The organism is Pirellulales bacterium (assembly GCA_036490175.1).
In the GTDB taxonomy this organism is placed as follows: Bacteria; Planctomycetota; Planctomycetia; order Pirellulales; family JACPPG01; genus JACPPG01.
In genome coordinates, this window is sequence record DASXEJ010000119.1 from 16,974 (window position 1) to 36,555 (window position 19,582).

A 19,582-nucleotide genomic window follows, 5' to 3' on the forward strand; every position below is an offset into this window, starting at 1 on the left:
GGCTGTAAGCCGGCTGATCGAAACGCGGCCAATTGTATAGGGCTTGTTTCCGAGCGTCGAGGCTGGGCGCGGCCGCCGCTGGCTAGTAGCGGCCGTGGTAAGTGCGGGCTTCGCGCTGCGTGGGTGCCACGGGTACCGGCGAAGTATCCCCCACTTTCCCCTTGTTTTCGACCAGCACCAACAGATCGGCCCGCGATCCGGCGTTGGACCAGGGCATCGGCACTTTCAACGTGCCCGTATCCGTAGGCACGGGTGTCGGCACTACGCCCAGCCCGACTAGCAGCACCTGGCTCGTGGGCCAGCGGAAGCGCTCGTGCAAACGGCAATGCGTGATCTGCGGCACCTCGACCTTGACCCGCTGATGCGGCGCGACCTGGCTGGGCACGTCCATCATCACCGGCACGAGCCGTTCCAATTGGTCGATGTGACATTTAATCACGGCGTCGATCGAGTGACCGTCGATAGATAGCAGCGGATTCAGCTCGAGCGCGAATCCCTCGTCGAACTGCCCCATCTCGGGCTCGAAGGCCGGCCATGCGTTGGGGTGCAGCGTGATGTCGCGGGTGTAGGTCTTGGGACGGGTGGCGGCGACCGTGGCCGACTGCCCGTTGTTCACTAGCATCTGCGGCGAGCTATGTTCGCGAAAGTCCGTGCGCTTGCGCAACTCGGCCAACAATAGGGCAACATCCTCTTTTTCGACGAGCCAGGCCTGGATACCCTGCGTCTGCACCGCCACGGGATGCAGCATTTGTTTGGCTTTCACGCGCCAGTCAGGATGGCCGATCGTGACCACGCGAATGCTAAAGGCGCTCGTCTCGGCCTCGGTATTGACGAAACGATCGACAATGTCCGCCACTCGGGCCTGAATCTCGGGCGTGTGATAAACACGCAGCGTGCGTTGATTGGCGCTGAGGAAACCGAACGGCTCGGAATGCCAGGCCTCGTAGCCCGTGTCGCGCAGGATCCAGTCGACGATGGCTTGCTCGGGCCGATTGGTCGAAGTTACCCGCACCACATAGGGCGTAATGTCGTATTCGCGCCATACCTGGCCGGCGTCGTTCGGTAGCGCGCCCGAACCTTCGGTGACGCGGGCGATAGGCTGCCGCGGCGTCTCGGGCGGAGCGCCCGCCAACGGCGCGCCGCCGGAATTCAGCGGAGCGACACCATCATCGCTCACGCCACTGGTTTGCTGGATCGTCTTATCGACAACAGGCCGCACCGGCGCAGGAGCGGCCCGCGTGGTGGGCGAACGCCACTTGCCAGTGGCACGACCCGAGCTCGGCGGAGCACTGGTTGTTTGTGCCCGTGCGAGACTACTGCCAGCCAGAACCACGGCCAGCGTCATCAACAGACCTTTGGCAAACATCGTCACGGCCTCCTTGCCGAAACTCGCCCGCGCCTGAAGTTGCGCGCGTGCCCCCCTCGATTGAGGTCGGGGAGTATAGGTCGAGCGCAAAAGAGGGACAAGGCCGATCGGCGCGGGCCGCAACGCAACCGTGCGCCGCCAGACTGCTGGTTGCACCGCGATGCCATGCCCACGTTGTTGTGGGCATGTGCGGCCATCTCGACCGACGTGCAGGCATGCCCACGCTCGCGCGTGAGCATGGCACTCGACGAAACAGCGGCCCGGATGCGCTGCTAGCCGTGATGTCCGTTGCGAAGTCGTCCCACGATCACGGTCGCGTTGTGTCCGCCAAACCCAAAGCTATTGGACATGGCCGTGACCACCTTGCGCTCGCGCGCCTGGTTGGGGGTATAGTCCAAGTCGCAAAGCGGGTCGGGATTGTGATAGTTGATCGTGGGCGGGATCACATTGTGACGCAGCGCCAGCACGGATAGCACCAATTCCACACCGCCGCTCGCGCCTAGAAGATGCCCCAACTGGCTCTTGGTGCTGGAAATGCTGAGCTCGCGGGCGTGTTCCTGGAACACCGACTTAACCGCGACCGTTTCCGCCTGATCGCCGAGCAGAGTGCTGGTGCCGTGCGCATTGATATACGTGATATCTTCGCGAGGCACCTGCCCGTCGCTCAAGGCATAGGCCATCGCCTTGGCGGCGCCCGTGCCATGCTCGTCGGGGTGGGTTATATGCCCGGCGTCGGAGCTGAGCCCGTAGCCCAGCAGTTCGGCGTGGATCTTGGCACCGCGGGCCTTGGCGTGCTCGAGTTCTTCGAGCACCAACAGTCCGGCCCCTTCGCTGAGCACGAACCCGTCCCGTTCGCGATCGAACGGGCGGCTGGCTGCCGGCGGATTATCGTTCATCTCCGACAGCGCACGCATGTTGGCAAAGCCGCTGATGCCCATTGGCGTCAGGGCAGCTTCGGTGCCGCCGGTGACCATCACGTCGGCATCGCCGTACTGAATGGCCTTGTACGAATCACCGATGGCATTGGTGGCGCTGGCACAAGCCGTGGCGACAGCCGCGCTGGGCCCGCGCAGGCCGAACTGGATGGACACCTGGCCGCAGGCGGCGTTGACCATCAGCTTCGGAATGGTGAAGGCCGACACCTTGTCGGGCCCTTTTTCCAAGAGCCGCGAGTGCTGCGCTTCGATCTCGTTGAGACCGCCGATACCGGTCCCCAGGATGACACCGCAGCGAAACGGGTCTTCTTTAGAGAAGTCGATACCCGAGTCGTTCACGGCGTCAATGCCGGCGACCATGGCGAACTGCGTAAAGCGGTCGAGCCGCTTTGCATCCTTAGCTGAGATGTAACCGTCCGTGGTCCAGTTTTGAACTTCCCCGCCAAACTTCACTCGAAACTGAGTGGTGTCGAACGAGGTCAGCGAATGGACCCCGCTTTCACCCTGGCAAATGCGTTGCCAGAGATCGTCGACTCGGCAGCTTAAGGAAGTGACCGTTCCTAGGCCGGTTACGACAACGCGTCGTTTCATTTATGTCCGTTGGACTGCGACTTCTCGATGTAATCGATGGCCTGACCGACGGTCTGAATCTTCTCGGCGGCATCGTCCGGGATATTGATATCGAACTCTTCCTCGAGTTCCATGACCAATTCCACGGTATCCAGGCTATCGGCGCCTAGATCGTTCACGAATGAAGTCTCGGGCGTGACCTGATCTTTGCTTACGCCAAGCTGTTCGGCCACGATGTCAATCACTCGTTCTTTAACTGAGGCCACTTTAATGGTCCTCCTTGCGCATGCTTGCTTGTGGTTTTATGGGGGGTATCCGTAACGTACAACGCCCACGAGAGCTGCGCGCCGCCGCGCCCTAAGGCAACTCGAACCCCCAGCAAATTACAGGGTTTCCGGAAGGAAGGTCAAGATATAGCGACTTTTTCGTAGCCTGTCCATATCTACTAACATCCCCAAGCGGCGCGTTCTAAACCTTGCTGGCAACACCCGCGACATGTAATTCCCGCTTTAGACGCCGCGGCCCGCGATCGCGTCACAAGGCGCACGCAGTATGACACTCGCCTGACGCTGGCAGAAGCCCTTATTCCGGAACAACGGCCGGACTCAAGCCTCGACGCGGCCAGCCCTTGCCACCGGAAACCATCTTTGACCAACGATCTCGCCAAATCAGCCGGACTTAGGCCGTCAGACCGCCGTCGACCGTCAGCACTTGCCCCGTGATGTACGATGCGGCCCCGCTGGCTAGAAACAGCACCGCACCCAACACCTCGTCCGGGTGCCCCAACCGGCGCACCGGAACACGGGCGACAACCTCTTCCAGCACTTTCTCGCCCAAGGCCGCGGTCATCTCGGTCTCGATAAAGCCCGGCGCGATCGCGTTGACTGTGATCTTGCGGGTGGCCAACTCGCGGGCTACCGAGCGCGTCATACCGATCAGGCCCGCCTTTGATGCCGAATAATTTGCCTGGCCTGGGTTACCCATCAAGCCCGACACGCTGGCGATATTCACGATGCGACCGTAACGTGCTTGCATCATCGGCCGCGTTACGGCGCGGGTGAACAGAAATGGCCCGCGCAGGTTGGTGCTGATCACGTCGTCCCACTGCTCGTCCTGCATGCGCGGTATCAATCCATCCCGCGTGATGCCGGCATTGTTCACCAGGATATGCAGCTTCTCCCAGGACTCGAGGACTGCTTCGACGGTTTGCTGGACACTCTCGCCACTGGTGACATCGCAGGCCAACGCTTGCGCCGTGCCGCCGGCCGCGGTAATCTCGGCGACCGTGGCCTGTAGCTTTTCGACGTCGCGAGCGACGCAGGCCACACGTGCGCCAGCATGCGCCAATCCGACAGCGATCGAGCGCCCTAGTCCGCGTGAGGCGCCGGTGACCAGCGCCGTTTGGCCCCGCAAATCGACCGACATTTGAGCGTTGATGGTCTCTGCCACGCTTGCTGCTCCTGTGGAAACTGTCGCAATGTTGGAAGCACTTCGTACGGCCTAGCAGGCCCCGCGTGGGCCTGTCATCGGTTCACTATCGGGCGCCACTGCCGACAGAACATGCTCTGGCTGCGACAGCGCGTGGTATTCAGAATCTCTCAGCGACGTACACGGTTGACCAGCCAACCGTGGCACCCGACAAGATACCAATTCTGGGAGTCAAAAGGTCCTCGCACGCGCTCCCTGCCGAGAGAACCCTCGCCACGCCGTTTATTCCATGACCGACTGGCAGGAAACCTTGCGGTCGATGCGCCGCAACAATCCTCGCAACACGCGGCCGGGGCCCACTTCGTAAAACTGATCGAAGCCTTGCGCCATGAGGTAGCGCAGCGAGTCTTCCCAACGCACCGGATGCACGACCTGCTTGACCAAGAGTGCGCGAATCTCTTCCGGGTTTGCGTGCGTCTGGGCATCGACGTTCGACACGACCGGAATCTTGGGATCGTGCATCTTTACCTTTGCCAGACCGGCCGAGAGACGCGCCACGGCCGGTTCCATGATCTTGGTATGGAACGCGCCGGCCACAGCTAGCGGCACAGCCTTCATGGCTCCGGACTTCTCGGCCAACTCGGCAGCCCGCTCGCAGGCAGCGTTGCTGCCCGAGATGACGATATTGCCGGGGCAGAGCAGATTGGCGATCTCGAGTACGTCGGCGCCACGAGCCTGATCCACCACGGCCTGCACTTGTACCCGCTCCAAACCCAAGATGCTGACCATGCCACTCGGGCTGGCATCGGCGGCGTTCTGCATGGCGGCGCCGCGCAGTTGCACCAGTCGCAATCCATCCTCGAATTCCAGCACCCCGGCGAACACCAGGGCCGTGTACTCGCCCAGGCTCAAACCGGCGGCAGCTTCGCAGGAAAGGACCACGTCGGGCGATTGCGACCGCAACAACTCGACCGCGGCCAGGCTGGTGACAAACAAAGCCGGCTGGCTGATCACGGTCGAATCGAGTTCTTCGGCTGGCCCCTCGAAGCACAGCTTCGCCAGGTCGAAGCCGAGAATCTCATTGGCGCGATCGAACAATTGCCTGACTGCGGGGAGGGAATCGGCCAACGCCGCCCCCATGCCCACGGTCTGAGCCCCCTGACCTGGAAATAGAAATGCGATCTTCGACACGCAAATCGGTCCTTATTGGTCGCCGGATCATCGAACGTGCGAGATAGCCGGCCCGCGATCGCGCGCCGGCGGCACGTCTTGCCTAGTGTAGCAATCTGCCCGATCGGCGCAAGAGCAGCTAGGAAACCGAAGGGTGAAGAGCTGAAAGTGTTGCGAGAAGGGGCCGATCTGGCCGCGCATCGAAGTTCAAATGGGCCAACGAGCCCGTCGTGCAATGCTGATTGGCTGGCGCGATGCTACTCAGCCGGCTCGACAATCACACGGCCCATGTAATAGCCACAGTTCGGGCAGATTACGTGCGAGGGGATCGCCGTGCTGCACTGGGGGCAATAGTGCAACTGGGGCGGCGTCTTGAAGTCGTGGGCCCGGCGGGTGCCCGTACGGGCGTTCGATTGTCTACGCTTTGGGACGGCCATGGTCGTTCAATTCCCTCGGGCCCAGGCGGCCCGAAGCCGCACCGGCACCAACAAACCCTGCTCGAAACGTCGGAAACAGAACAATTTAGGGGGCAAAGCGGGGGCTGTCAATCCGTGGAAAATGGCAACGACTATGGTCCGCGTTGCCATGTGACCATCGGCATTCGATTTACTAATTGGAACGGGCCCCTGCCCTTACCGCACCTGCGCCGCCAATTGCTCGTGAATCGTCTGGCGGGCGCGCTCTAGTGCTGCCGGCAGTTTGTTCGGATCCTTGCCGCCGGCCTGGGCCATATCGGGGCGGCCGCCACCGCTGCCCCCCACGACTTCGGCCACAGCACGAACCCACTCACCGGCGTGGACTCCCTTGCCTTCCAGATCGCGGCTGATGCCGGCGATGAGGACAACCTTGTCATCCTCGCGGCTGGCCAGGAAGACGGCCGTCGGTTTCCCCTTGCGACGTAATTGATCGATCAGTTGCCGCATCACCGGCGGCGTTCCGCCCGGCACTTCGGCCACGATCACCTGGGCGCCCGAAATATTCTCGGCGTCGGCCAGCAACTTGTCGGCCGATACTTCGCTGCTTCCCTGGGCGCGGGGCGCGCTCTTCTTCAACTCGCGCAGCTCCTTGGCGATGGCAGCCACACGGCCCGGCACTTCGCTGGCCGGCACCTTGAGAATGGCCGCGATCTCGGCCAGCGATTCCTCTTCTTCTTGTACCTTTTGCAGAGCGGCAGGGCCGGTCAGCGCCGTGATCCGCCGCGTGCCCGCGGCAACGCTTTCTTCTCCCACGATCTTGAAAAAACCGGCCTGTCCGGTGTTGGTCAGGTGCGTGCCGCCGCATAGTTCCTTGCTGAAATCGCCCATTGAAACCACGCGCACGACATCGGGGTATTTCTCGCCAAAGAGCATCATGGCCCCGAGCTTGCGCGCCTCGGCAATCGACATCGTCGTCCACTGCACCGGCGCCACCGAGGTGACGCGGGCGTTGACTTCCGCCTCGATCTTTCGCAGATCGTCACGCGACAGAGCGCGGGGGTTGGGGAAGTCGAACCGTAGCCAGTCGCGATCCACCTTCGAGCCTTGCTGCTGCGCGTGGGCGCCCAAGTGCGTGCGCAACGCGTGGTGCAACAGGTGCGTGGCCGAGTGGGCCCGCACGATGCCCGCCCGCCGCTCGGCGTCGACGCGGGCCGTGACCGTGGCCCCCTGGCGCAACACACCCGAACGCAGATGGCCCAAATGCAATACGAACGATCCTTCGCGCTGCGTATCGATTACCTCGAAACGCATCTCGGGCGTGACGATCTCGCCCGTGTCGCCAACCTGACCGCCGCTTTCGCCATAGAACGGGGTCTTGTCGAGCACCACCGCCACCGGCTTGGCGTGCCCCACTTCGTCAACCAAGTCGCACAGTTTGTCCTGGGCGATAATGCCCACGACGCGGGCCGTGGATTCGAGCGCGTCGTAGCCGACGAACTCTGATCCGTGCAGGGCTTTTTTGAGTGCGTCGAGCGGACTAGATTGGAATAGCTCGACCTTTTGTCCGCCGCCCGATTCGATGCCGTGCCGCTGCATGGCCGCGCGGTAGCCGGCCCAATCGAATGTGAAATTGCGCTCGGCGGCCATGGTCTCGAACAGTTCCGGCGGAAAACCGTGAGTCGTATACATATCCGCCGCTTCGTCCCCCGAAACCATCACGCGACCCTCGCGCGACATCTCGCGGAACACGCGGTCGATGCGCTCCAAACCGCCATCGATCGTGGAGAAGAAATTGCTCTCCTCCTTTTCGATGACTTGCCCGACGCGGGTCGTGGTTTCGCGCAGCTCGGGATACGAGTTCCGCATCAACTCGACGACCTTTGGCACCAGCTGATGCAGGAAAGGACCGTGAATGCCGATCTGATGCCCGTCGAGCACGGCCCGCCGCAGCAGGCGCTTGATGACGTATTTTTCCTTGTTCGGTCCCGGGTACACGTTTTCGTGGATGGCGAATGTGCAGGCCCGCACATGATCGGCGATGCGCCGCAAACGTCGTCCAGTTTCACTGGCTGGGTCGTAGCGAACGCCGCAAACCTCGCCGGCCGCTTCGACCAGCGGGCGAAGGATGTCGATATGGTAGTTGGTGTCGACCCCCTGCATCACGGCCGCGGCGCGCTCCAGGCCCATGCCGGTGTCGATGTTCTTGCTGGGCAGCGGCCGCAAGTTGTCGGGCGGATCGCCGACGCGATTGAACTGCGTGAAGACCAAGTTCCAAATTTCGACCGAACCGGTCTTGGTGTGGAAAAAGATCTCACTGCACGGGCCGCATACACCGTCGGGCCCCTGGCTAGGGGCGCCGGCTGGCCAGAAGTTGTCGTCCTCGCCAAAGCGCTCGATTTTGGCGGCGGGAAGCTTGATCTCGTCCGACCAGATCTTGGCCGCTTCGTCATCGTCGACATAGACCGACACGGTCAACTGCGCCGGCGGCAGGGCCAACCATTTGGGGCTGGTGAGAAACTCCCAGGCCCAATGAATCGCCTCGCGCTTGAAGTAGTCGCCGAAACTAAAATTCCCCAGCATCTCGAAGAACGTATGGTGGTACGCCGTGCGGCCGACGTTATCGATATCCCCGGTGCGCAAGCACTTCTGACAGGTTGTGGCGCGGGTGAATTCGAGCTTGCACTTGCCCAGAAAATGATCCTTGAACTGATTCATGCCAGCCGGCGTGAACAGCACCGATGGATCCCAGACCGGCACCAGCACGTCGCTGGGGCGGCGGACGCACCCCTTCGACTCGAAAAACGCCAGATACTTTTCGCGCAGTTCGTCCGTCTTCATGGCAGTCGCGGCCCTATCCAACCGTGGGGAGTATTTATGCCAAATCGCGCGGAAATAAAGTCCTTCAGGGAAGGACCGATTCACGACTCACGGGGTTCACGAAGGTTGCCCTGCAGCATGGACCGCGCGGCTATCCGTAAGGAGCGGTCATCATATCCGGACCCGGTAAAAGCGACCAGCGGAAGAGCCCCAGCGGAAGCCGCACTGCGGCCCCAGGAGAAAGGGCGAGCGGAACTCGTCACCAGCCAAGGAGACACGCTACGGGGCGGCTGTCGCCCGAACTGTAATCGTGTCGAGCTTACCTTGTCCGCCAACGACGCGCAGGGCGAGGTCGTCGTCCTTGGCGGCCACGGCAGCCTCGAATTCATCGGGGGTTTCAACCCGCACGTTGCCGACATGGCTGATCAGCATGCCGCGCCGCAAGCCCGATTCCCAAGCCGGACTCTCGTAAGCCACTTCGCGCACGATCACGCACGGCTCAAGCGGTGCATCGCCGGAGTTCACGCGGGCCTGATATTCGAGTAGTGCCGTGGCATAGTCGACCGTCAGTCCGCGCCAGCTGGGGGCCGGCTTCGTGACGACCACCTTGCCTTGCACCGGGAACTTCGCCAGCGACACCTCGCGCTGAAATACATGGCCGCCACGTTCAAGCGTAATACGGGCGGGGCTACCGGCTGGCAATCGGCCGATGTTCAACATCAAATCGTCGCCATCGCGGATGGGCTGATCGTTGACGCGCGTGATGACGTCGTTGGGCCGAATATCCGCCTGGACGGCGGGACCGGCCGGATAGATCCGGTCCACGCGCACTCCAGCGACGGAACTCTCTTCGTCGCGGCGGAACGTGATGCCCAACAGTCCATGAGTACGTTCCTCACCCTCCTTCAACTTGTTCACCGTCTCGCGAAAGGCATCATCGACGGGGATGGCGTAACCGGCAGCTTGCTCGTAGCCCGCCACCGCAGCCAATGATGTGGTCAACCCGATCATCTCTCCCTGCAGGTTTAGCAGGGCGCCGCCGCTGGTCCCCAGATTCAACTTGGCGTCGGTCTGGATCAACGACCCGAAATGCTGCAACGTGGGACGGCTGGGCGTACCGTTGTCGCCGGCGGCCGGGGCAGTTTTGCGCTGCAGATTGGCCACGATGCCCCAACTGGCGCTGGCCTGACCGTCGCGTGCGATGGCGTATGGATTACCCAGCGCGATCACGATTTGTCCGCGACGCAGCTTGCTGCCGTCGCCGAAGGTGATCGGCACGAATTCTTCGTCGGCCGGCGACTCTTTGAGTTCCAGCACGGTCAGGTCGCTATATGGGGAGGCCGCTTTTACCGTGGCTGCATATGTTTTGCGCGAGGACGTCGTCACATAGAAATGGCTCTTTTCGTCGAGCGCGAGCGCGTGATGATTGGTCAGCACCAGCCCCTTGCCGACCACGACCCCGGTGGCAAACGCGGTGGGGACGAATTCAGGATCGCCGGGGCCTTGTTGACCGCCGGCGCCCGGCCGGCCCAAAAAATTGGGCAGCACGTCACCTTGCGGGACCACTCGGTCGGCGACGCGGGCAATGCTGACGACGGATTTCTCGCCGCGCGCGATCGCCGCCATCAACACGTCTTCGAGCGCGACTGCGGCGGCCAGGCCGGTCGGCTCGTCGGCCCGTGCCGAGATTTGCGAAAGCTGCGCGGCGCAAACCACAAGCATCAAAGCGCAGGAACCGTGTAGCGCCGAGCTCGTAACATGCAAAAGCGCCGCCCCTAAGGATCGAAAGCAAAACCGACGGCCGACCATGCCTCTACCAAACCTTTCGCATTAGTGGCGGCCACTTCGCGTTCACGCAACCATTTGCCATGCACGCACCTGGACTGCTGACCAATGTCGCGGTTTGGTTCCGCTACCGCATTCATCGGCGCTTATTCAGGACTTTCGGCCGCCCCCTCCGATGCCTCGGGGGCAACTGCCGCCACAGCGGCCGTGCCCGCCGACATGATTTTTTGCTTCAACTCTTCCACGAGTGCCGGGTTCTCGATCAGGTAGGCGCGGGTTTTCTCGCGTCCCTGACCCAATTGTAGGTCGCCATAGCGGAACCAGGCACCGGAACGGACGACCAGATGCTGCAACAAAGCCAGGTCCAGCACGTCCCCTTCGTAGCTGATGCCATCGGCATGCATCATATCAAACTCTGCTACGCGAAATGGCGGTGCGACCTTATTTTTCACGACCTTGGCCCGCACCCGCTGGCCCACGACGTCCTCTCCCTCCTTGAGCTGGCCGATCCGCCGTACGTCGATGCGGCAGGAGCTATAAAACTTCAAGGCACGGCCACCCGGCGTGGTTTCGGGGCTGCCGAACATGACGCCGATCTTTTCGCGGATCTGGTTGATAAAGATCACCGAGGTTTTGCTCTTGGCGATGGCGCCCGTCAGCTTGCGCAGCGCCTGGCTCATCAGGCGTGCCTGCAGACCGACGTGCGAATCTCCCATTTCACCGTCGAGTTCTTTTTGCGGCACCAAAGCGGCCACCGAGTCGATCACGATCACGTCCACCGCGTTCGATTTGATCAACATCTCGGTGATTTGCATCGCTTCTTCACCGCTGCTGGGCTGGCTAACCAGTAGCGTTTCCAGCTCTACGCCCAATTTCTTGGCCCAGCTGGGGTCCAAGGCGTGCTCGGCATCGATGAAGGCCGCTATGCCGTCGGCACGCTGGGCCCGGGCCACGACGTGCAGGGCCAACGTGGTCTTGCCGCTCGACTCGGGGCCGAAGATTTCGACGATTCGCCCCTTCGGTACTCCTTGACCTCCCAGGGCCAAGTCCAACGACAGGCTGCCTGTCTGGATCCCTTGGATCTTGGCGCCGTGCTCGCTTCCCAGGGGCATGATGGCCCCCTCGCCGAACTGCTTCTCGATCTGGGCCAGGGCGTTTTTCAGCGGAGGATTGCCGTCGAGCATCACCTTGGAAGGATCGGACTTGCCGGACCCCGCCTTGCCAGAGTCCCCGTCGGTGGTCCGACGTGACCGGTTTGTCGAGCCATCTTTTTTCGCCATGTGATGATTCGTTTTCACCGCGGTAACCATGCGCACAATCCTTGTTCTTGAAACAGCTTACGTCACCAGGGCCGAGCAAAACCAGGAGCCCGCACGTGACGCTTGATCAAATAGTGAACGCATGAATACTATATCGGTGTTCACTACCCCCTTCAAGAGAGATTTACCAGGATTTCCCGGCTTCCTTCAGAAAGCCAAACCGAGGGGACATTATGGGGCCAGAGACCGCAACTTCGCAACGGATTTTGACGGCAAGATGCAAACCTAACTGGCGCGACGTCCACGTCCGATGGCGAACACGCAGGCCGGGGGGACAGGCCGTGACGATCAGTCCCCTTGCAGGCCGGCCGTGGCCAGCGGCTCGTGGGTCGGGCCCGATCGGTCCAGCTCGCTCGATAGCGTCACTACCTCGTCGACGTCGATGACGCCTGCCAGGTAGTCTTTGTGTTCTTCCAACAGTTGTGCGAGCTCGCTCATTCCCTGATCGGCACGGCGCACTCGCCCAATAGTCAGGTGCGGACGAAAGCGGCGCTGCTCGCGAGGAAAGCCTAGGTCCTGTAGAGCTATGGCGATGCGCTCTTCGAGCTCGGCGATTTCCTCCGCTCCCTCGTCAGCACCCAGCCACACGGTGCGCGGGTGGGTCGCATTGGGAAAGGCTCCCGTTCCTGCGATTCGTAAGCTGAATGGCGGCAGCGGCGAAACGGCCCGCTCGACGGCCGCACACACGTCGGGGATTTCACGCAGATCGACATCGCCGAGAAACTTGAGCGTCAGGTGCATCTGCTCGGGCTTTACCCAACGCACGTCGGCCCCCGTGGCGGCCAAGCGGGCGATTAGCCGGCCGGTCCGAATTCGAACTTCGGAGGAAATCTCGACGGCGATGAAGGTCCGCACGCTACGCTGCATCGATCCTGTCTCTCACTCCACTGGCTAGCGAGCGTGTCGCAGACGTTAGAAGCTGAGCATGCGCCGATAGTCCCGCATGCGATGCTCGATATCGACGCGCTCGATCTTTTTCAAGCGCTCCAGGCTAAAATCCTCGACGGCAAAGCTGGCCACCACCGTGCCATAGGCCAGGGCGGTCTTGAGCGTTTCGGGGTCGCTCTTGCGCTGCTCGGCCAGGTAGCCCATCATGCCGCCGGCAAAACTATCGCCGGCGCCGGTCGGGTCGATCACGTCTGGCGTGGGATAGGCGGGCATGACGTAGGTCTCGTTCTCGCCGAAGAATATCGCGCCATGTTCCCCTTTTTTGACCACGACGAACTTCGGGCCCATTTTACGAACCGCCTGCCCCGCGCGGACCAGGTTTTCTTCCTTGGTCAACAACCTGGCCTCGCTGTCGTTGAGGACCAGGCCATCGATTCGCTTGAATAAATCCAGCAGTTCGTCGTGCTGGATGTTGATCCACAGGTCCATGGTGTCTGCCACGACCAATTCGGCCTCGGGCATCTGCTCCAAGACTTTTCTCTGAATCGTGGGAGAGCCATTTCCCAAGAAAACGAAGCGCGAGCGGCGAAACTCCTCGGGAATGATCGGGTCGAATTTGCCCAGCACGTTGAGGTGTACTTCCAGCGTTTCGCGGTCGTTCATGTTCGGCAGATACTTGCCACTCCAACGAAACGTCTTCTCGCCCGATAGCACGTTCAGGCCGCGCGTGTCGACCTTGCGGGCATTCAAAAGCGCGGTGTGCTCGGCAGGCCAGTCCTCGCCCACGTCGCCGACCAGCATGGCGGAGGTGAAATAACTGGCCGAATACGAGAAGAACACAGCCGAGCCGCCCAGCACGTTGTCGCGTTTCGCCGTCGGCGTCTCGACACTGTCGAGCGCCACGGATCCCCAAACCAATAAAGACATATTCCCACGCTATCGAGAAAAATCGGAGGAACCAAAACCCAAGTGGGCGATTATGGATCAAACCCCGGCAGGTGCAAGGCGCCAAGCCAAGCGTGGAGCGAGGAATGCGCAACGCTAAAATTGAAGAACAGGCGGGCCAGGGCCGGTGGCTTCTTCGCGAGGCGCGCGGTTGGACAAGCCCAGAGTCTGGCGATCGGGGCGACAGGCAGTACGGCGCCGCGAATGCCGGCGTCATTGCGGTCACGCCCCGGGTGCCCCGCTGCTAGCGACGATTCTGCTGCGCGGGATTCGGCTTGCTACCGGTCTTGGATCGCGCCGGCGCGGGCGGCCGTACCGTCGATTTGGCCTGAGATTTAGCGGCCGTCTTGTTGGCGGGTCCCTTGCCTGCCGCGGCATTGGTCGCCGGCTTGCCGGCCCCCTTCTTGCCTGGTGTGGTGGCCGCAGCCTTGGGCGTGGCAGTCGTGGCGGTTGAAGTCGGGGGCGTCTTCGCGGCCGCCGCTGCCGCATCGCCGTCCTTGGCCGGCGTCGCGCTAGCGGGAGAATTGGCTTTCGTCCCGGCGGCGCTCACGGCTTCAGCCGGCTTAGCGGCCGGCTTCGAGAGCATGGCCGTCACCGGCTGCTTGGGCACGTACTCTTCGGTGAATCGCGTCACGTAGTGCAGACTGCTGGCTTCGCCCTGAAAGCCGATCACGCGTTTGTCGATATCGGTCTGCTGGCCCACCACGCGTCCGGCCACAATATCGAAGCGCACGGTGCCATCGGTGACATGTTGGATCAGCTGCGCTTCGAGCGCCGGATCGCGAACCGGGGTCAACACGATCGTCTCGATGCGGATCGTGGCGATTCCTTTGGCCACCTCGATCAGAGTGAATTCCTGCCGCGTTTTGACTTGCTTGCTGCTGCCATCTTTCTGCCTCACGTTGGTATCATGCGGCAGTGTCCAAATCTCACCGACGGCAACTTCTTTTTCCGGCAGCGGGATAGCCATCTCGCCCGACTGCGCGTTTGGCTGTGCACGTTCCTCGTGCCGCTTGACGACATGGCCGCGCCGATCGATCGTGATCACGCTGAGAGGAATCGCCACGCTCTTGGCCACCTCTTCGAACTCCGGCGGCACGACGGCATCCGTCAGACTGTTGAAGCGCACGTCCTGCCGGCCGCTAACCGATTGGCGCATGTCGACACTTTCGACCGAATGCACGAATGTGGCGTTGCCCGCCTCGGCGTCGACCTCGTTTACCTGCCACAGCTTGACCGATTCGCTGCGTGTCTCGGCCGTTTGCGTGGTGCCGGAGACGGTCGTGCGCACGAGCGCCTGGTGCACCACCTTCCAGCGCAGCACCTCGCCCGGCTCGAACTTATAACGCAGCAGATACTTGGCCGTTTCCGGTGCGGCATCCGCAGCCGGGGCAGCATCGCCGGCCGCGGCCGGGCTCGCCGTATTGCCATCGCTAGAAGTGCCGGTCTGGGCCTCGTCCTCGGCGGCCGCGACGCGGGCCGCCATCAGTACCGCCAACAGCGCCACACAATAAACGGGGCGAAGGCTCATCCTGCTCGCGTCCTTTCGAGTCGGAGTGTCGCATGCTTGAATCGTCGCGGCCGCTCTGCGGGAAGCGGCACGCACACCGGTCATTCACTCGGCCGTCGCGTGGCGAGCACCGATCGAGCGCACTCGTGGCGAACAGGAAAATCTCCCCGTTCGCACGCGCGCACTGCGGACGACCGATCCTATCGGTCACCCAGATGCAGTTGCCCGCCCCAACCGAGTTTCTCGCGAAGGGTGCGATAATACCCGTGTCCGGGAATTTCGACCAGCTTGAAACGGGGCTCTGCGCGCTGCACGCGGACCGAGTCGCCGGCGACCAGGTTATGCACCACGCGCCCGTCGACCACCACGGCCGTGCCGTCGTGCGGTCGCGTGACAACCACCTCGTAGCGACGGTCGGCACTGTCCACGACCGGACGGTTGGTCAGCGTGTGCGGACTGATTGCTAGCACCAAGAATGCTTGCATATCCTTCCGCAAGATTGGGCCGCCGGCCGACAAACTGTGCGCCGTCGAGCCGACCGGCGTACTAACGATCAGGCCGTCGCAGCTATAGGTCGTGACCAATTCCGCATCGACGTACAGATGAATGTCGAGCACGGCGAACGGAGAGCCGGCGAGAACGGCAACCTCGTTGAGCCCGAGGTGCCGGCAAATGACTTTCCCTTCGTGCTCGATCGTACATTCGAACATCAAGTGTTCAATGACGTGGTAGTCGCCCCGACAGACCTGCGGCAGCGCCTCGAGAAATTTCTCGGTGGACAGGTCGGCCAGGAAACCCAGCCTGCCCAGGTTTACCGCCAAGACCGGTAACTGCCGGTATGCCATCTGATGTGCGGCCCGCAGGATCGATCCATCGCCGCCAAAGACGATGGCCAGGTCGGCGTCGACATCGGCGAGCGATTCGGCAAAGGCCAGGTCCCAACGGACGATGTCGGCATGGGCCGCAATGACGGATCGCAGCGCTTCGGCCGGCTCGCGAATGCTCGGGCGATCCCCCGAGCCGAGCACCACCACGCGAAGGCGTTCTCGTTGAGCGGGCGCGGCGGCGGCATCGGTCCGAGTCATATGCAATTTGATTGTAAGCGCGGATCGGGGTGCGTGTTCGCACCATTTTTCGCATGTCTGGCTGCCTGCACTATCGTACGGCAATCAAACGACTTGCGGCAACCCTCTCGGGGGCAGTGCGGCAGACGCCGGTTTTCGTGGGCGTCGCGCGGCCGAAATTCCGCAGCGAGAAGTTGCTGGGCGTTGAGCCAGAAACAAGTCGATCTCGGTCGAGGTTTAGCCGCTGCACGAGTGCGAGTAATCATCCTGACCCTCGCGGAGACAAGCGCGAGCATTAATCGACGGGCGAACGCCCATCCTCTCGATTAATACTCATTCCTTGGCAAAGCCTGGCTTTGAGGACCCAGCACACGAGAACAATCGGAACGCTTCTTAGCACGACGACTCCCCAGACAAGGCTCGCCGCAGTCCATTTCCGCTCGTCCAATAGAGCGTCTGACGAAGATTTGCCAGAGAGATAGTTCCAGCCCAAGAGGAGAATGGTCGGCAGGAAAAGCCCCCACCCGTATCGCAAATCGCACCGCATTTTAGCAAGCTCGCGTGATAGCGCTGCCACGAATATGAATGGAAAGGCCAGCATGCCAAAGAAGATAAGTTCCGTCATGTCCCCATGATATCAGGCGGGAAGGGCGGCCTGAAACGAAACGTCATTCGATGCCTGGCCGACGGTGTTCCGATTCGAGCTACCACCCGGATCACCGGTGTTGCCTTCAACGCGATTCAGAAACGGAGGCGGGAGCTAGGCCATGCCAGTCTTGAGTACCAGGGCAGCATGCCCACGTCTCACCGCGTAATCTGCGCGTTCGGCAGAGAGTCTTGAAGGTGTTTTAGGCCGGCATCCGTGATGCCTGGCGTGTTACGCAGGAAAAGCTGCGTCAGATTCTTTAGCGTTTCGAGATCCTTCAAGCCCGCGTCGGTGATTTGGGTGCCGCCGAGGTAAAGAGTGGTCAGATTCTTTAGACCCATGATTTGCTTCACGCCAGCATCCGTGATCTGGTTGTCAAATAATCGCAGTGACGTGAGATTCACGAGGCCACTGATTTCTTTCAATCCAGCGTCCGTGATTTCGGTTCTGCCGAGAGCAAGCGATTTCAGGCTCTTCAGTCCGCTGAGTCCTTTCAAGCCCTCATCGGTGATTGGTGTATCGCTGAGCAAGAGCGCCGTCAGGTTTTCGAGGCCCTGCAGGTCCTTGATGCCCGCGCCCGTGATTTGGGTGAATTGCAGATAGAGCGTCGTCAGGTTTGTGAGGCTCGCTAGTCCCTTCAAACCTGCGTCGGTGATTTTGGTGTTTTGTAGATCGAGCGACTTTAGATTTGTGAAACCGCCCAGTTCCTTTAACCCCGTGTCGGTTATGTCGGTGCCACCGAGACCGAGCGACGTAACGCTACTGAGACCGCTCAGCGCCTTCAATCCGGTATCCGTAATCCGGGTATCCGAGAGACCGAGCGTCTGCAGGCGTGTGAGGTTGCCAAGTTCCTGTAAGCCGGCATCTTTGATCGGGGTATTGCCGGCGAGGAGTGCCCTGAGGTTTGTCAGGCGGCCTACTTGCTTCAACCCCGCGTCGGTGGCTGCGGAGTTGTCGAGATAGAGGACGTTCAGATCTTTCAGGCCTTCCAAGAAGGCGGCATCTGTAACCTGCGTGCCACGCAGGTCGAGGACTCTCAGGCGTTTGAGGCCGCTCAAAGCCTTCAATCCCGTGTCTGTAATCTGGGTATAGCTGAGGCCGACGGTTGTCAGGTTCTCAAGTTCGCTCAGCCCCTTCAGACCATCATCGGTCAGGGGAGTGTTGTTGAGAGTAAGCGATGTCAAATTCTTGAAGCCGGCAAGCGAGCCGACACTTTCGACCTCGGTATGCTGAAGGTCGAGGTTCGTCAGATCTACCAGTTCGCGGATTTCTTTCAGCCCCTCGTCGGTGATCGCGGTTTCGGCGAGGTACAGCGACTTCAAATGTTTGAGGCGACCTATTTCCTTCAGTCCCAAATCCGTAATGGGTGCATTACCAAGCCCCAGCGAGATCAGGCCCGCGAGCTCACCGATTTCCTTTAGCCCTTCGTCCGTGATCGAGGTCTCGCCCAGGGTGAGCGTCGTCAAAGCTTTCAGTTCCCGGAGTTTCCCCAAACCGGAATCCGTGATCGCAGTCCCATAGAGATGGAGCGTCGTCAGTCGCGGGAACGACTTGAGTAAGAACAAGAACCTGTCGCTCAGTCTGGCACTGGCGCGAAAGTCGATGCGAATCACGGGACCGTTCGATAGCTTGTCGTCCCTCTGGACTTTGGCGCCCAGCAATTCGAGTTTCCCGATGGCCTGCGATTCGTCCAGCAAGTCTTCGGCAGCGATGACAACGATCGGCATGCAGAGCACGACAATGAGGACAGCGTATTGCAATCGCATCGCCCCGCCTCTCATCGAATTGTCCCTACACGCGACCGCGCGACCCTCAGTCGACAAGCGCGCCGGCGCTGCTGCTCATTTCGCGAACTTGGCAAACGGGTCGACGTTTGCGTCGCGATGCCATTGGTACTCGGTCCCATCGGCAATTTGCTCGGCCACCGCGGCTCCATAAAGCCGGGCAATGACGGCCAACGACATATCCATACCAGCCGACACGCCCGACGATGTCACCCGATCGCGGTCCTCGACCCAGCGGGCCTCTTTGACCCACTCGACGTGCGGACCGTTGCCGACGGCCATCTGAAACCATTTCTTGTTCGACGTTGCGCGATGCCCATCCAGCAGGCCGGCCTTGGCCAATAACGCCGAGCCCGAGCAAACGCTCATCACGATCTCGGCCTGCGGCGCACGCGTCCGCAACCACTCGAGCAATGTGTCATTCTTGAGTTCGGTGAGCGTGCCGAAGCCGCCGGGGACCATGATCAGATCGAGTTGCGGGCAATCAGCAAAGGCGAAGTCGGCGACGACTTGCGGTCCTTGGGCGCTGGCCACGGAGCCGGCCGTCTCGGCCACCATGACCACCTTCAGGCGCTTGCCAAGATTGCCGAACATCTCGACCGGTCCGTAAACGTCCAGCAGCTCAAAGCGAGGATAAAGTACGACGCCTAGCGTGCGCGTCTCTTTGGCCTGGGCGGCGGGGGCAGTGGACGCAACAGCGAGTTCCTCCCCGGGCGCCGCCAGCGCCAGAGTCGGCATCAACAACCAAGTGACCACCAGCGAACCTGCCAGCCGACACGAAAATTGAATTGCTCGTGCTAGCGTGTTCATCGCGAAATACTCCCCCCGCAGTCAGTAATGCGAATGCCCGGCTGGCCAGATGCCACCGCCAGCATACTAGCTGAAGGAAATGTGCCGAGCGAATCCTGTTATGCGGCGGGCCGCGGCGACGCGGATATT

15 protein-coding genes are annotated in these 19,582 nt (G+C 61.5%); all 15 read right to left on the reverse strand.

Features of this window, described 5'->3' with window-relative positions; translation table 11 throughout:
* Nucleotides 1–82: 82 nt before the first annotated feature.
* Nucleotides 83–1,366 carry a hypothetical protein gene (locus VGG64_08535; GenBank protein HEY1599634.1) on the reverse strand — a complete coding sequence of 428 codons (1,284 nt, stop codon included), beginning with the start codon at nucleotides 1,364–1,366 and terminating at the stop codon, nucleotides 83–85.
* Between the two features lie 272 nt (nucleotides 1,367–1,638).
* Nucleotides 1,639–2,892, reverse strand: coding sequence for a beta-ketoacyl-ACP synthase II (gene fabF, locus VGG64_08540; GenBank protein HEY1599635.1), 1,254 nt, complete (start codon nucleotides 2,890–2,892; stop codon nucleotides 1,639–1,641).
* On the reverse strand, nucleotides 2,889–3,137 hold the full coding sequence (locus VGG64_08545; protein HEY1599636.1) for an acyl carrier protein: 249 nt from the start codon (nucleotides 3,135–3,137) through the stop codon (nucleotides 2,889–2,891). Before VGG64_08545 ends, fabF begins: the two co-directional genes overlap by 4 nt.
* A 412-nt stretch (nucleotides 3,138–3,549) precedes the next feature.
* A complete protein-coding gene (gene fabG / locus VGG64_08550) occupies nucleotides 3,550–4,320 on the reverse strand; it encodes a 3-oxoacyl-[acyl-carrier-protein] reductase (protein ID HEY1599637.1) in 771 nt (256 codons plus the stop codon).
* Nucleotides 4,321–4,581: 261 nt separating this feature from the next.
* The gene (fabD, locus tag VGG64_08555) at nucleotides 4,582–5,490 is read right to left on the reverse strand and encodes an ACP S-malonyltransferase (GenBank protein HEY1599638.1); all 909 of its coding nucleotides are present in this window, start codon (nucleotides 5,488–5,490) and stop codon (nucleotides 4,582–4,584) included.
* A gap of 236 nt (nucleotides 5,491–5,726) precedes the next feature.
* The gene (rpmF, locus tag VGG64_08560) at nucleotides 5,727–5,906 is read right to left on the reverse strand and encodes a 50S ribosomal protein L32 (protein HEY1599639.1); all 180 of its coding nucleotides are present in this window, start codon (nucleotides 5,904–5,906) and stop codon (nucleotides 5,727–5,729) included.
* A 195-nt stretch (nucleotides 5,907–6,101) separates the two neighbouring features.
* Nucleotides 6,102–8,723 carry an alanine--tRNA ligase gene (gene alaS / locus VGG64_08565; protein ID HEY1599640.1) on the reverse strand — a complete coding sequence of 874 codons (2,622 nt, stop codon included), beginning with the start codon at nucleotides 8,721–8,723 and terminating at the stop codon, nucleotides 6,102–6,104.
* Between the two features lie 258 nt (nucleotides 8,724–8,981).
* On the reverse strand, nucleotides 8,982–10,424 hold the full coding sequence (locus VGG64_08570; GenBank protein ID HEY1599641.1) for a trypsin-like peptidase domain-containing protein: 1,443 nt from the start codon (nucleotides 10,422–10,424) through the stop codon (nucleotides 8,982–8,984).
* Nucleotides 10,425–10,633: 209 nt separating this feature from the next.
* The gene (gene recA / locus VGG64_08575; protein HEY1599642.1) at nucleotides 10,634–11,671 is read right to left on the reverse strand and encodes a recombinase RecA; all 1,038 of its coding nucleotides are present in this window, start codon (nucleotides 11,669–11,671) and stop codon (nucleotides 10,634–10,636) included.
* Between the two features lie 423 nt (nucleotides 11,672–12,094).
* Nucleotides 12,095–12,673 (reverse strand): RNA 2',3'-cyclic phosphodiesterase, encoded by a 579-nt coding sequence (gene thpR, locus VGG64_08580; protein ID HEY1599643.1) that lies wholly within the window; start codon nucleotides 12,671–12,673, stop codon nucleotides 12,095–12,097.
* Nucleotides 12,674–12,718: 45 nt separating this feature from the next.
* The gene (locus VGG64_08585; GenBank protein ID HEY1599644.1) at nucleotides 12,719–13,621 is read right to left on the reverse strand and encodes a PfkB family carbohydrate kinase; all 903 of its coding nucleotides are present in this window, start codon (nucleotides 13,619–13,621) and stop codon (nucleotides 12,719–12,721) included.
* Between the two features lie 262 nt (nucleotides 13,622–13,883).
* Complete coding sequence (locus VGG64_08590) at nucleotides 13,884–15,170, reverse strand: hypothetical protein (protein HEY1599645.1); 1,287 nt, start codon at nucleotides 15,168–15,170, stop codon at nucleotides 13,884–13,886.
* Between the two features lie 179 nt (nucleotides 15,171–15,349).
* On the reverse strand, nucleotides 15,350–16,234 hold the full coding sequence (locus tag VGG64_08595) for an NAD(+)/NADH kinase (GenBank protein ID HEY1599646.1): 885 nt from the start codon (nucleotides 16,232–16,234) through the stop codon (nucleotides 15,350–15,352).
* A 783-nt stretch (nucleotides 16,235–17,017) separates the two neighbouring features.
* Nucleotides 17,018–18,556, reverse strand: a complete 1,539-nt coding sequence (locus tag VGG64_08600; protein HEY1599647.1) for a leucine-rich repeat domain-containing protein — start codon at nucleotides 18,554–18,556, stop codon at nucleotides 17,018–17,020.
* A 144-nt stretch (nucleotides 18,557–18,700) separates the two neighbouring features.
* Nucleotides 18,701–19,453 (reverse strand): DJ-1/PfpI family protein, encoded by a 753-nt coding sequence (locus VGG64_08605; protein HEY1599648.1) that lies wholly within the window; start codon nucleotides 19,451–19,453, stop codon nucleotides 18,701–18,703.
* Nucleotides 19,454–19,582 lie beyond the last annotated feature (129 nt).

Bases quoted from the DNA above. Each gene is read 5' to 3' on its own strand.
- VGG64_08535 (HEY1599634.1), bottom strand. From the start codon at position 1,366: ATGTTTGCCAAAGGTCTGTTGATGACGCTGGCCGTGGTTCTGGCTGGC.
- fabF (HEY1599635.1), bottom strand. From the start codon at position 2,892: ATGAAACGACGCGTTGTCGTAACCGGCCTAGGAACGGTCACTTCCTTA.
- rpmF (HEY1599639.1), bottom strand. From the start codon at position 5,906: ATGGCCGTCCCAAAGCGTAGACAATCGAACGCCCGTACGGGCACCCGC.
- alaS (HEY1599640.1), bottom strand. From the start codon at position 8,723: ATGAAGACGGACGAACTGCGCGAAAAGTATCTGGCGTTTTTCGAGTCG.
- VGG64_08570 (HEY1599641.1), bottom strand. From the start codon at position 10,424: ATGCTTGTGGTTTGCGCCGCGCAGCTTTCGCAAATCTCGGCACGGGCC.
- recA (HEY1599642.1), bottom strand. From the start codon at position 11,671: ATGCTCGACGGCAATCCTCCGCTGAAAAACGCCCTGGCCCAGATCGAG.
- thpR (HEY1599643.1), bottom strand. From the start codon at position 12,673: ATGCAGCGTAGCGTGCGGACCTTCATCGCCGTCGAGATTTCCTCCGAA.
- VGG64_08585 (HEY1599644.1), bottom strand. From the start codon at position 13,621: ATGTCTTTATTGGTTTGGGGATCCGTGGCGCTCGACAGTGTCGAGACG.
- VGG64_08590 (HEY1599645.1), bottom strand. From the start codon at position 15,170: ATGAGCCTTCGCCCCGTTTATTGTGTGGCGCTGTTGGCGGTACTGATG.
- VGG64_08595 (HEY1599646.1), bottom strand. From the start codon at position 16,234: ATGACTCGGACCGATGCCGCCGCCGCGCCCGCTCAACGAGAACGCCTT.
- VGG64_08605 (HEY1599648.1), bottom strand. From the start codon at position 19,453: ATGAACACGCTAGCACGAGCAATTCAATTTTCGTGTCGGCTGGCAGGT.